Consider the following 12,466-nt stretch of genomic DNA (forward strand, 5'->3'; position numbering starts at 1 on the left):
TGGAACCTGTCCGGCACGTACGTGATCTACACGATCTTCGCCGCGCTCTCCATCCCGTTCGTCCTGAAGTTCGTGAAGGAGACGAAGGGCAAGGCCCTGGAGGAAATGGGCTGACCGCCCCGCCCCGAACCCGGGGAGAAGGGCCAAGTCCCCGCTGCCCCTCTCTCCGTACCGTCCGCCGCCCCCGGCCCGCGCATCCGCCCGGACCGGGGGCGGCGGTCTGTCGTGCCCCGTCGGCCGTCGGGAACAGGCGGGCTCCGGGGCGGTTGCGGCCCTCGGCCCGGTGCGTTCCACACCTGCGGCTGGGCGGAGGGGACTGGGCACGGGCTCCACGGACGTGGCGCCCGTCGGCAGCGGCGGAGGAGGCGCCGGCGGCCCCGACGCCACGCGAGCCCGGGCCTGGTCGGGGGAACGGGCTCCCTGAGCGTGGCGTCGGGCCGCCGGCGCGGAAACGCCGACGCCCCCTGCACCGCACACGGCGCAGGGGGCGCGGCTTCGTCCGCGGGTGGGGTCAGACGGTCACCGACTCCGCCCGCTCGGCGGCGCGGTCGGCGGCCGTCGCCGGGACGACCACCGCCGGCTTCGGCAGCACGACGTACAGCAGGCCGGAGATCACGACCGTGGCGACCCAGCCCAGGCCGTACTCGCCGATGACGTTGTTCGCGGCGAGGGGGCCGGTGAACCAGTCGGAGGTGGTGAACATCAGGCCCGCGGCCAGGCCCACCGCCCACGCGGCGACGGCCGCGGGGGAGAAGCCGCCGCGGTACCAGTAGGCGCTGGTCCGGCCGGTGTCGGCCAGGGCCTCGCCGTCGTACTCCTTGCGGCGCAGCATGTCCGCGCCGAAGACGCCGACCCACGCGGAGAAGGCGACCGCGAGCAGCGACAGGAAGGCGATGAAGGAGCCCATGAAGCTGGTCGCCACCAGCATCAGCACACCGCCGAAGATCAGCGAGATCACCGCGTTGACCGAGACCGCCCAGTGGCGCGGAACGGTGAAGCCCAGCGTCTGGGCCGTGAAGCCGGCCGAGTACATGGACATCGAGTTGATCAGCAGCATGCCGATCAGCGCGATGATCAGGTACGGCACCGCGATCCAGGTCGGCAGGATCTCGCCGAGGAAGGAGACCGGGTCGGCGGCCGAGGCCAGGTCGGGTGTGGAGACCGCCATGATCATGCCCATCAGCACCATGGGCAGGACGACGATGCCGGCACCGCCGATGGTCACGCCCACGATCCCCTTCGAGGACGCCGTGCGCGGCAGGTAGCGCGTGAAGTCCGGGGCGGACGGGATCCAGCTGACGCCGCCGGCCGCGATCAGACCGACGCCGGTGATCATCGCGGCCACCGAACCGGCGGACCGGTCGAAGACCGCGGACCAGTCGGTGTCGACGACCAGGTAGCCGAGGACCAGCACCGAGAAGGCGCCGAAGAGGTACGTCGCGTACTTGTTGCACTTCTGGACCGCGTTGATCCCCAGCCCCGAGATCGCGAACGTCGCCACCACGAAGGCGAGCAGCGTCACCATGTCCAGCACGCTGTTGGCCTGGATGCCGAACACGATGTCCAGCACGGTGAGCACCGCGTACGCCCCGGTCACCGCGTTGATCGTCTCCCAGCCCCAGCGGGCGACCCAGATCAGCGACCCCGGCAGCAGATTGCCCCGCTGGCCGAACACGGCCCGCGACAGCGCCATCCCCGGAGCCCCGCCGCGCTTCCCGGCGATGCCGATCAGCCCGACCAGGCCGTACGACACGACCGGCGCCGCGGCCGCGACGACCAGGGCCTGCCAGAAGTTGAGCCGGTATGCCACGACGAGGCTCGCGCCCATCGTGAGCAGCAGCACGCTGATGTTGGCGCCGACCCAGGTCGGGAACAGCTCGCGGGTCCGGGCGGTGCGCTCGTGGTCGGGCACCTGCTCGATGCCACGGGTTTCCAGGGCGCCTTCGTTCTCGGCGGTCTTGCTCATGTGGGGGGTCCGTGCCTCGATCGTGGGAGAAGAGGGGGCGGTCGGGACTCTACGCGCGTTGACGCAGCCTCCTCCATCGTACTTTGATCCGACTCCTGCCCTCCAGGGGCCTTTGTCCTTTGGAGGAAGCGACGAGGGGGGTGTCCTCCGGGTCCATGGCTGATACTGGACGCGTTATGGAAATCGTCATCCTTGCTGTAGTCATCGCCGTGGTCGTGATCGGCGCGCTCGGCGGGCTGCTCGTGGGCTCGCGTCGCAAGAAGCAGCTGCCTCCGGCGCCGCCCACCACGCCCGACATCACCGCCCCTCCCGCCGAGCCGCACGTCGGCGACGAGGCCGAGACGCCGCGCGACGAAACGCGCCGGACGATAGAGGAGGTCGACCTCCCGGACGGCGGTACCGCCACCGTCGAGGAGCCGCCCGTCGTCGAAGAGCTCGAGATCCCGCAGATCGAGGTTCCCGAGCCCACCGCCGGCCGACTGGTCCGGCTCCGTGCCCGCCTCTCCCGCTCGCAGAACGCCCTCGGCAAGGGCCTGCTCACCCTCCTCTCGCGGGAGCACCTCGACGACGACACCTGGGAGGAGATCGAGGACATCCTGCTCACCGCCGACGTGGGCGTGCAGCCCACCCAGGAGCTGGTCGAGCGGCTGCGCGAGCGGGTGAAGGTGCTCGGCACCCGCACCCCCGACGAGCTGCGCGCCCTGCTGCGCGAGGAGCTGATCAACCTCGTCGGCCCCGACATGGACCGCGAGGTCAAGACCGAGCCGCCGAACAGCAAGCCCGGCATCGTGATGGTCGTCGGCGTCAACGGCACCGGCAAGACGACCACCACCGGCAAGCTCGCCCGCGTCCTGGTCGCCGACGGGCGCACGGTCGTCCTCGGCGCCGCCGACACCTTCCGTGCCGCCGCCGCGGACCAGCTCCAGACCTGGGGCGAGCGGGTCGGCGCGCACACCGTGCGCGGCCCGGAGGCCGGCGACCCGGCCTCCGTCGCCTTCGACGCGGTCAAGGAGGGCAAGGAGATGGGCTCGGACGTCGTGCTCATCGACACCGCCGGCCGCCTGCACACCAAGACCGGCCTCATGGACGAGCTGGGCAAGGTCAAGCGCGTCGTGGAGAAGCACGCCCCGCTGGACGAGGTGCTGCTCGTGCTCGACGCCACCACCGGTCAGAACGGTCTGATCCAGGCCCGGGTCTTCGCCGAGGTCGTCGACATCACCGGCATCGTGCTCACCAAGCTGGACGGCACGGCCAAGGGCGGCATCGTGGTCGCCGTCCAGCGTGAGCTGGGCGTGCCGGTCAAGCTGATCGGGCTCGGCGAGGGCGCGGACGACCTGGCGCCGTTCGAGCCCGCGGCCTTCGTGGACGCCCTCATCGGAGAGTGACCTCCCGCGCGACGCGACGAACCAGAGCGGAATCGGACGCACGTGAGCGCCCGCTCCCCGGGATCATTCCGGGGAGCGGGCGCTTCGTCGTACCGGGCGTGGGCTCGTCGCCGCAGGGCGCGCGCTCGCGCCGTCGTAGGCCGACCGGGCACGTCGTGGCGGGCGGGGCCGGTCGCGGCGCCGTACGGGCTTCACGCAGGGTCGCGGTACGGGCCTTCGCGCGAGGCGGCCGTCCGGGCTTTCACGCAGGGTCTCGGTACCGGACTTCGCACGAGGCGGTCGTCCGGGCCTTCGCGCAGGGGCGCCGTACGGCTTCCCCGCCGGAGCGGCCGGCCGTCTACGCCCGCGAGCGGTGGGCCACGTACGCCAGCGTCCCCAGCAGCAGACGGGCCGCCGGCGGCCTGGTGGCCGAGTCGAGGTCCGGGTGGCGCAGCCAGCGCACCGGGCCCCGGCCCGCGCGGTCGGAGGGCGGGGCCGTGATGTACGAACCGGAACCGAGGCCGCGCAGGTCGAGGGTGGACGGGTCGTCCCAGCCCAGCCGGTAGAGGAGCCGGGGCAGTTCGGCGGCGGTGCCCGGGGCGACGAAGAAGTGGGCGCGGCCCTCGGGGGTCGCCGCGACCGGACCGAGCGGGAGGCCCATGCGCTCCAGCCGGGTCAGCGCCCGCAGCCCGGCGGCCTCGGCGACCTCGATCACGTCGAAGCTCCGCCCGACCGGCAGCATCACCGCGGCACCCGGGTACTGGGCCCAGGCCTCGCTCGCTCCGTCCAGGGTCGTCCCGGCCGGCACCCGGGGGGCGAAGTCCAGCGGATGCGCGCCCGGTGCCGGGCAGTCGGACCGCCCGCACGAGCAGGCACCCGCCGCGGTCCGGGCGCCCGGCACCACGTCCCAGCCCCAGAGTCCGGTGAACTCGGCCACGACGGTGCACTCGGCGGCGCGGCCCCGGCGGCGCGCGCCGGACCGGGTCTCGCGGATGCCCCGACTGCTGCCGATGCCGATCGTGAAGCCCATGCCCCCTCCAACGGGTCCGACGCAGCGGCGGTTACGCAGCGGACGTGAAACGTGACTCTCTGCTTCCAACTCCCCAGTGCGGCGCGGTTCAGACAGCGTCCGGAAGCACTCCGGGGTGGTGTGCCCGACGGTGCACGCCCCGGTGTGCGCCCTTGCACCGACTCGCGGTTGGCCTATGTCAAGTGAATCGCGTACCGGCCGGGGGGAGTTCATTCGAAGGGGTGGCGAATGGTGGCGATTCCGCAATCGCCATGGCTGGGCGAGTGATCGTAGGACTACTTTGTGTGCATGGAGCCGTGGGGCACATGCACTCGTGGGTATGCCGGAGGCAACTCGGCTTTCCGTTCGAAGGGTGGCAACCGCCGGACGGAGGGCCCCAACCACCGGCATTCTGATAGGGCTTGGCGCACTCGGCGACAGGTGGTCTCAGGGATGGGGGCGTTCCAGTGAGCGGCAACGGCGGAAGCGGTACGAGCGCGGGAAGCGCGTCGCACGCTGACAAGCGCCCGAACGAGCTGCTCACTTCGTGGTTCGCCCGCAGCGGCTGGTCCAAGGGTGAACTGGCCCGGCAGGTCAACCGCCGGGCCCGTCAGCTGGGCGCCGGCCACATCTCCACCGACACCTCCCGGGTGCGCCGCTGGCTGGACGGGGAGAATCCGCGCGAGCCGATCCCGCGGATCCTGTCCGAGCTGTTCTCCGAGCGCTTCGGTGTCGTCGTCTCCGTCGAGGACCTGGGCCTGCGCTCCACCCGCCCCACGCCCTCCGCGACCGGGGTCGACCTGCCCTGGACGGGCCCGCAGACCGTGGCCCTGCTCAGCGAGTTCTCGCGCAGCGACCTCATGCTGGCGCGGCGCGGCTTCCTCGGCAGCTCGCTGGCCCTCTCCGCGGGCCCGTCCCTCATCGAGCCCATGCAGCGCTGGCTCGTCCCCTCGCCCCCGGCCGGCCCGCCCGCCGGCCGCGAGCCCGCTCCCGCCTCCCGCGCGCGGGGCCGGCTCTCCCGCCCGGAGCTGGAGCTGCTGGAGTCCACCGCCGTGATGTTCCGCCGCTGGGACGCCCAGTGCGGCGGCGGCCTGCGCCGCAAGGCGGTGGTCGGCCAGCTGCACGAGGTGACCGACCTGCTCCAGGAACCCCAGACCGAGACCACCCGCGCCAAGCTGTTCAAGGTCGCCGCCGAGCTGGCCGAGCTGGCGGGCTGGATGTCGTACGACGTGGGCTTACAACCCACCGCGCAGAAGTACTTCGTACTCGCCCTGCACGCCGCCAAGGAGGCGGGGGACCGGCCGCTCGGCTCGTACATCCTCTCCAGCATGAGCCGCCAGATGATCCACCTCGGCCGGCCCGACGACGCCCTGGAGCTGGTCCACCTCGCGCAGTACGGCAGCCGGGACTGCGCCAGCCCCCGCACCCAGTCGATGCTGTACGCGATGGAGGCCCGCGCCTACGCCAACATGGGCCAGCCCGGCCGCTGCAAGCGCGCGGTGCGCATGGCCGAGGACACCTTCGCCGAGGCCGCCGACTGGGACGAGCCGGACCCCGACTGGATCCGCTTCTTCTCCGAGGCCGAGCTGTACGGCGAGAACAGCCATTCCTTCCGCGACCTCGCCTACGTGGCCGGCCGCAGCCCCGCCTACGCCTCCCTGGCCGATCCCCTGATGCGCCGGGCCGTGGAGCTGTTCGCCGAGGACGACGAGCACCAGCGCTCCTACGCGCTGAACCTGATCGGCATGGCCACCGTGCACCTGCTGCGCCGCGAACCCGAGGAGAGCACCGGCGTGGCCGTCGAGGCCATGCGCATCGCCAAGAAGGTCCGCTCCGAACGCGTCAACACCCGCATCCGGAAAACCGTAGACACGGCCGTACGCGATTTCGGCGACCTCGGCGAGATCGTCGACCTCACCGAGCGGCTCGCCGTCGAGCTCCCGGAGACCGCCGAAGCGGTCTGACACCCACCGACCCCGGCCGCGGCCGGCCCTCCCGAACTGCCCGACTCGGCTCCCCCATGCCAGGTCATTCGGAGGCCGCCGCGGCCGGCTTACACCCCGGTGCTGGACGTTGCGCCACCATAACGATCGCTTGGACCCGCATCCGGCAGTTCACTCACGCGTAACACGCACGGCGCCTTCGTCACGGCGGCGAAACAACGAGGGGCACCGACCGAAACCGCGCTGCGCCAATGTCTTGGCGCATAACCGGCCCGCCCCCTCAGTCCCGCCCAGGCTTCGCCCGCACGGGGCCGTACCAACGACGAGGAGACGCCGATGGCTCCAGCCATCACGCTTGCCGCAGAGACCGAGCTCTCTGCCGCCAACACAGGCTTCATGCTCATCTGCTCCGCCCTGGTGATGCTGATGACGCCGGCCCTGGCCTTCTTCTACGGAGGCATGGTCCGCGTCAAGAGCACCCTGAACATGCTGATGATGAGCTTCATCAGCCTCGGCATCGTCACCGTCCTGTGGGTGCTGTACGGCTTCTCGATGGCGTTCGGCACCGACACCGGCTCCGTCGTCGGCTGGAACTCCGACTGGGTCGGCCTCAGCAACATCGGCCTGACCGAGCTGTGGGACGGGTACACCATCCCCGTCTTCGTCTTCCTGGTCTTCCAGCTGATGTTCGCGGTGCTCACACCCGCCCTGATCAGCGGCGCCCTCGCGGACCGGGTGAAGTTCACCGCCTGGGCGCTGTTCATCGCCCTGTGGGCCACGGTCGTCTACTTCCCGGTCGCGCACTGGGTCTGGGGCGCCGGCGGCTGGGCCTTCGAGCTGGGCGTGATCGACTTCGCCGGCGGTACGGCGGTGCACATCAACGCCGGCGCCGCGGCCCTCGGCGTGATCCTGGTGATCGGCAAGCGGGTCGGGTTCAAGAAGGACCCGATGCGCCCGCACAGCCTGCCGCTGGTCATGCTCGGCGCCGGCCTGCTGTGGTTCGGCTGGTTCGGCTTCAACGCCGGCTCCTGGCTCGGCAACGACGACGGCGTGGGCGCGCTGATGTTCGTCAACACACAGGTCGCCACCGGTGCCGCGGTCCTCGGCTGGCTCGCCTACGAGAAGATCCGGCACGGTGCCTTCACCACCCTGGGCGCGGCCTCCGGCGCCGTCTCCGGTCTGGTCGCCATCACCCCGGCGGGCGGCGCGGTCTCCCCGCTCGGCGCGATCGCCATCGGCGTCATCGCCGGTGTGCTGTGCGCCATGGCGGTCGGCCTGAAGTACCGGTTCGGCTACGACGACTCGCTCGACGTGGTCGGCGTCCACCTCGTCGGCGGCATCCTCGGCTCCCTCCTGGTCGGCCTCTTCGCCTCCGGCAAGGGCCAGTCCGACGTCGAGGGCCTCTTCTACGGCGGCGGCCTGGACCAGTTCTGGAAGCAGTGCGCCGGTGTCTTCGGGGTGCTCGCCTACTCCCTGGTCGTCTCTGCCATCCTCGCCCTGATCCTGCACAAGACCATCGGCATGCGGGTCCCGGAGGACGACGAGGTGACCGGCATCGACCAGGCCGAGCACGCCGAGACCGCATACGACTTCAGCGGTGCCGGCGGCGGTGCCGCCCGGACGACCGCCGCCACGGCCGCCCCGACGGCCACGCAGACCGCGAGCAAGAAGGTGGACGCATGAAGCTCATCACCGCCGTCGTCAAGCCGCACCGGCTCGACGAGATCAAGGAGGCCCTCCAGGCCTTCGGGGTCCACGGCCTGACCGTCACTGAGGCCAGCGGCTACGGCCGCCAGCGCGGCCACACCGAGGTCTACCGGGGCGCCGAGTACACCGTCGACCTGGTGCCCAAGATCCGCATCGAGGTACTGGTCGAGGACGGCGACGCCGATCAGCTGATCGAGGTCGTGGTCAAGGCGGCCCGCACCGGCAAGATCGGTGACGGCAAGGTGTGGTCGGTCCCGGTCGACACGGCCGTACGGGTGCGGACCGGCGAGCGCGGTCCGGACGCCCTCTGAGGCGGGAAACCAGAACAGGAGTCGCCGGGTGACGAGTACGGACGTGACGAAAGAAGCAGAGGACTCGGGACCCGGCGGCTACGCGGCGGCCCGGCTGCGCCTCCTCACCGAGGGGGCGCGGTCCGGGCCGCCGCGCCGTTCGGCCCTCGCCGGACTGACGGACGACTGGCTGTCGGGCCTCTTCGACGCGGGCACCGGCGGGACGGGCAGAGGCGTCTCGCTCGTCGCCGTCGGCGGCTACGGGCGCGGCGAGCTGTCCCCGCGCAGCGACCTGGACCTGCTTCTGCTGCACGACGGGAGCGACGACGAGGTGGTCGCCGCCCTCGCCGACCGCCTCTGGTACCCCGTCTGGGACCTCGGTCTCGACCTCGACCACTCCGTGCGCACCGCGGCGCAGGCCCGGAGGACCGCCGGGGAGGATCTGAAAGTCCAACTCGGTCTCCTGGACGCCCGCCACCTCGCCGGAGACCTCGGCCTGACCGCGTCGCTGCGCACCACCGTCCTCGCCGACTGGCGCAACCAGGCCCCCAAGCGCCTCCCCGAACTCCGGGAGCTGTGCGCCGAGCGCGCCGAACGCCAGGGCGAGCTGCAGTTCCTGCTGGAACCCGACCTCAAGGAAGCCCGGGGCGGCCTGCGCGACGCCACCGCCCTGCGCGCCGTAGCCGCGTCCTGGCTGGCCGACGCCCCGCGCGAGGGCCTCGCCGACGCCCGGCGCCGACTGCTCGACGTACGCGACGCGCTCCACCTGACGACCGGGCGGGCGACCGACCGGCTGGCGCTGCAGGAGCAGGACCAGGTGGCGGCCGAGCTGGGCCTGCTGGACGCGGACGCGCTGCTGCGGCAGGTCTATGAGGCGGCGCGGGTCATCTCGTACGCCGGCGACGTCACCTGGCGCGAGGTGGGGCGCGTGCTGCGTTCGCGCTCGGTGCGGCCGCGGCTGCGCGCCATGCTGGGCGGCGGAAAGCCCGCGCCCGAGCGCTCCCCGCTCGCCGAGGGCGTCGTCGAGCACGACGGTGAGGCGGTGCTCGCCCGCACCGCGCGCCCCGAACGCGATCCCGTGCTCCCGCTGCGTGCCGCGGCCGCCGCCGCGCAGGCCGGGCTCCCGCTCTCCCGGCACGCCGTCCGGCGCCTGGCTGCGACCACCCGCCCGCTGCCCACGCCCTGGCCCGCAGAGGCCCGCGAGCAACTGGTGACCCTGCTGGGCTCGGGGCGGCCCACCGTGCAGGTCTGGGAGGCGCTGGAGGCCGAGGGCCTGGTCACCCGGCTGCTGCCCGACTGGGAGCGGGTGCGCTGCCGCCCGCAGCGCAGCGCGGTGCACCTGTGGACCGTCGACCGGCACCTGATCGAGACCGCCGTCCGCGCCGCCGGGTTCACCCGCCGCGTGCACCGCCCCGACCTGCTCCTGGTCGCCGCGCTGCTGCACGACATCGGCAAGGGCTGGCCCGGCGACCACTCCGTGGCCGGCGAGACGATCGCCCGCGACGTTGCCGCCCGTATCGGCTTCGACCGCGCGGACACGGCCGTCCTGGCCACCCTCGTACGGCACCACCTGCTGCTCGTCGAGACCGCCACCCGGCGCGACCTCGACGACCCGGCCACCGTGCGCGCCGTCGCCGACGCGGTCGGCTCGGAGCACACCCTGGAGCTGCTGCACGCGCTGACCGAGGCGGACGCGCTGGCCACCGGCCCCGCCGCCTGGTCGTCCTGGCGCGGCTCCCTCGTCGCCGACCTGGTGAAACGGGTCTCGGGGGTGCTGGCCGGGGACCCGCTGGAGGAGCCCGAGGCCGCCGCGCCCACCGCCGAGCAGGAGCGGCTCGCCGTCGAGGCGTTCCGCACGCGCGGGCCGGTGCTGGCGCTGCGGGCCCAGACCGAGCCGCCGGCCGACCCCGCGGCGGTCGCCGGTCCCGAGCCGCTGGGTGTGGAGCTGCTGATCGCCGTGCCGGACCAGGAGGGCGTGCTCCCGGCAGTCGCCGGGGTCCTGGCCATGCACCGGCTGACCGTCCGCACCGCCGAGCTGCGGTCCCTGCCGCTGCCGGACGGTGTCGAGGGCTCCGTGCTGCTCCTGGACTGGCGGGTCGCCGCCGAGTACGGCTCGCTGCCCCAGGCCGCGCGGCTCCGGGCCGACCTGGTCAGGGCCCTGGACGGCAGCCTGGACATCGCCGCCCGGCTCGCCGAGCGGGACGCCGCCCATCCGCGGCGCCGGGGTGTGGAGCCGCCGCCGCCCCGGGTGACCGTCGCCCCGGCCGCGTCGAGGCTGGCCACGGTGATCGAGGTCCGTGCCCAGGACGCGCCGGGCCTGCTGTTCCGGCTCGGGCGGGCGCTGGAGGCGGCCGGCGTGCGGGTGCGCAGCGCCCACGCCTCCACCCTGGGCTCGAACGCGGTGGACGCCTTCTACGTCACCGGCCCGGAGGGCGCGCGGCTGCCGGGGGAGGAGGCGGGGGACGTGGCACGGACCCTGGAGGAGGCGTTGCGGGGTCGTCCCTGACCGGGTGGCCCGCGGAATCCGGCGGGCGGGGACGAATGTCTTGCCAAGCCAGATACCCTGGAAGACGCTCAGACCGCCCCCGACTCCGAGGACCGACGCCACCGTGTTCGATACCCTCTCCGACCGCCTTAGCGCGACTTTCAAAAATCTCCGCGGCAAGGGCAGGTTGTCCGAGGCGGACATCGACGCCACGGCCCGCGAGATCCGCATCGCGCTCCTCGAGGCCGACGTGGCCCTGCCCGTCGTGCGCGCCTTCATCAAGAAGGTCAAGGAGCGCTCTCTGGGCGCCGAGGTCTCCAAGGCGCTCAACCCCGCCCAGCAGGTCCTCAAGATCGTCAACGAGGAACTCGTCGGCATCCTCGGCGGTGAGACCCGCCGCCTGCGCTTCGCCAAGCAGCCGCCGACCGTGATCATGCTGGCGGGTCTGCAGGGTGCCGGTAAGACCACCCTCGCGGGCAAGCTGGGCCGCTGGCTCAAGGAGCAGGGCCACTCGCCGCTCCTGGTCGCCTGCGACCTCCAGCGCCCCAACGCCGTCAACCAGCTCGGCGTCGTCGCCGAGCGCGCCGGCGTCGCCGTCTACGCGCCCGAGCCGGGCAACGGGGTCGGCGACCCGGTCAAGGTCGCCAAGGACTCCATCGAGTTCGCCAAGTCCAAGGTCCACGACCTGGTCATCGTCGACACCGCCGGCCGCCTGGGCATCGACCAGGAGCTGATGCGGCAGGCCGCGGACATCCGCGACGCGGTCTCGCCGGACGAGATCCTCTTCGTCGTCGACGCGATGATCGGCCAGGACGCGGTCAACACCGCCGAGGCCTTCCGCGACGGCGTCGGCTTCGACGGCGTGGTGCTCTCCAAGCTCGACGGCGACGCCCGTGGTGGTGCGGCCCTGTCGATCGCCTCGGTGACCGGCAAGCCGATCATGTTCGCGTCGAACGGCGAGAAGCTCGAGGACTTCGACGCCTTCCACCCTGACCGGATGGCCTCCCGCATCCTCGACATGGGTGACCTGCTCACCCTGATCGAGCAGGCGGAGAAGACGTTCAGCCAGGAAGAGGCCGAGAAAATGGCCTCCAAGCTGGCGTCCAAGAAGGGCCAGGACTTCACCCTGGACGACTTCCTGGCCCAGATGGAGCAGGTCCGGAAGATGGGCTCCATCTCCAAGCTGCTCGGCATGCTGCCGGGCATGGGCCAGATGAAGGACCAGATCAACAACCTCGACGAGCGCGACGTCGACCGCACGGCCGCCATCATCAAGTCGATGACCCCGGCCGAGCGCCAGGAGCCCACGATCATCAACGGCTCGCGCCGCGCCCGTATCGCCAAGGGCTCCGGCGTCGACGTCAGCGCGGTCAAGGGCCTGGTCGAGCGGTTCTTCGAGGCCCGCAAGATGATGTCCCGGATGGCCCAGGGCGGCGGCATGCCGGGGATGCCGGGCATGCCGGGCATGGGCGGCGGACCCGGCCGGCAGAAGAAGCAGCAGAAGAAGGCCAAGGGCAAGCAGCGCTCCGGCAACCCCATGAAGCGCAAGCAGCAGGAGCAGGAGGAGGCCGCCCGCCGCGCGGCCGCCGCGCAGAACGGGGGCGCCCTCGGACTGCCCCAGCAGGGCGGCCAGGACTTCGAGCTGCCGGACGAGTTCAAGAAGTTCATGGGCTGACCTCGGGCCGACGGCCCGATCCGTGTG

The 12,466-nt window shown here is 72.3% G+C and carries 9 protein-coding genes; 7 read left to right on the top strand and 2 right to left on the bottom strand.

The window, feature by feature from the left end:
- Positions 1–114, top strand: a 114-nt coding sequence (locus ACGF3J_RS34705) for an MFS transporter (RefSeq protein ID WP_393855622.1), incomplete at its 5' end; no start/stop codon positions are given.
- Between the two features lie 397 nt (positions 115–511).
- Here the strand turns inward: ACGF3J_RS34705 and ACGF3J_RS34710 are convergent.
- Positions 512–1,966 (bottom strand): cytosine permease, encoded by a 1,455-nt coding sequence (locus ACGF3J_RS34710; protein WP_161326032.1) that lies wholly within the window; start codon positions 1,964–1,966, stop codon positions 512–514.
- A 176-nt stretch (positions 1,967–2,142) separates the two neighbouring features.
- Here ACGF3J_RS34710 and ftsY point away from each other — a divergent pair, with 176 nt between their 5' ends.
- The gene (gene ftsY, locus ACGF3J_RS34715; protein WP_161326031.1) at positions 2,143–3,351 is read left to right on the top strand and encodes a signal recognition particle-docking protein FtsY; all 1,209 of its coding nucleotides are present in this window, start codon (positions 2,143–2,145) and stop codon (positions 3,349–3,351) included.
- A 337-nt stretch (positions 3,352–3,688) separates the two neighbouring features.
- On the opposite strand, the gene ACGF3J_RS34720 is transcribed toward ftsY, so the two are convergent.
- The gene (locus ACGF3J_RS34720) at positions 3,689–4,360 is read right to left on the bottom strand and encodes a bifunctional DNA primase/polymerase (protein WP_393855566.1); all 672 of its coding nucleotides are present in this window, start codon (positions 4,358–4,360) and stop codon (positions 3,689–3,691) included.
- A 446-nt stretch (positions 4,361–4,806) separates the two neighbouring features.
- On the opposite strand from ACGF3J_RS34720, the gene ACGF3J_RS34725 reads away from it, so the two are divergent.
- From ACGF3J_RS34725 to ffh, 5 genes are all read left to right on the top strand, one after another.
- Positions 4,807–6,303 (top strand): hypothetical protein, encoded by a 1,497-nt coding sequence (locus tag ACGF3J_RS34725; protein ID WP_161326029.1) that lies wholly within the window; start codon positions 4,807–4,809, stop codon positions 6,301–6,303.
- Between the two features lie 315 nt (positions 6,304–6,618).
- Positions 6,619–7,965, top strand: a complete 1,347-nt coding sequence (locus tag ACGF3J_RS34730; protein WP_122615178.1) for an ammonium transporter — start codon at positions 6,619–6,621, stop codon at positions 7,963–7,965.
- A complete protein-coding gene (locus ACGF3J_RS34735; RefSeq protein ID WP_122615177.1) occupies positions 7,962–8,300 on the top strand; it encodes a P-II family nitrogen regulator in 339 nt (112 codons plus the stop codon). Before ACGF3J_RS34730 ends, ACGF3J_RS34735 begins: the two co-directional genes overlap by 4 nt.
- A gap of 28 nt (positions 8,301–8,328) precedes the next feature.
- Positions 8,329–10,785, top strand: coding sequence for a [protein-PII] uridylyltransferase (locus ACGF3J_RS34740; RefSeq protein WP_393855567.1), 2,457 nt, complete (start codon positions 8,329–8,331; stop codon positions 10,783–10,785).
- 103 nt (positions 10,786–10,888) lie between these two features.
- Positions 10,889–12,439, top strand: coding sequence for a signal recognition particle protein (gene ffh / locus ACGF3J_RS34745; protein WP_161326027.1), 1,551 nt, complete (start codon positions 10,889–10,891; stop codon positions 12,437–12,439).
- The last annotated feature ends 27 nt before the right edge of the window (positions 12,440–12,466 follow it).

It is taken from the genome of Streptomyces sp. NPDC048171 (genome assembly GCF_043202655.1).
In the GTDB taxonomy this organism is placed as follows: Bacteria; Actinomycetota; Actinomycetes; order Streptomycetales; family Streptomycetaceae; genus Streptomyces.